We start from the raw sequence: 537 nt of genomic DNA on the forward strand, positions 1-537 counted from the left end.
ATTTGTCTGCTTCCACGCAGCCGAATTACTTGAATTCAGGGGAGAGTTGGAGGGCGGTGTTCAGGTGAGAACGAAAATGGGTGGTAGTGCGTTCCGAATTGAATGGCGGTTCCCGATTTTCGGGGTGCTACACACTAGGTTAGATGTCGTCGGTGCTACTCAAGGTACCAAACTGGAGCTCCTTGACTAGCTGAACAGTGTCGTTCGCGCCTCCGTCACCGAATACGTCTGCTTTTCCGGGCGTTGCGATGTCTCTGATCGTTCCTGCGTGGCCACTCAGATCGACGGTGAGGTCGATTGAGACGATATCACCGGTGTCTACGGTGACACCGTTATTCGCGACAGTCTGATTGTCCGGATTAGACGGCGGGTCAGTAGAACTGCCTGTCGATATTTGACTGCCACCGTTTACCTTGAACTGGAAGATGTCCCACACGCTGGTCGTGTTCAGTTCCTCGGTGCCAGGCGAGCTAGAGACGGAACTACCGAAGTCGTTAAACTTGATACCGACATCAAGTTCCTCTGTTCCGGGGTTCC

The 537-nt window shown here is 53.3% G+C and carries 1 protein-coding gene; it reads right to left on the minus strand.

From position 1 onward, the window contains the following. Positions 1-139 precede the first annotated feature (139 nt). Positions 140-537 (minus strand): hypothetical protein (locus EXE45_RS19965; RefSeq protein ID WP_158294326.1); only part of this gene is annotated, 398 nt, incomplete at its 5' end.

Source organism: Halorubrum sp. SP9, assembly GCF_005435015.1.
Lineage (GTDB): Archaea > Halobacteriota > Halobacteria > Halobacteriales > Haloferacaceae > Halorubrum > Halorubrum sodomense.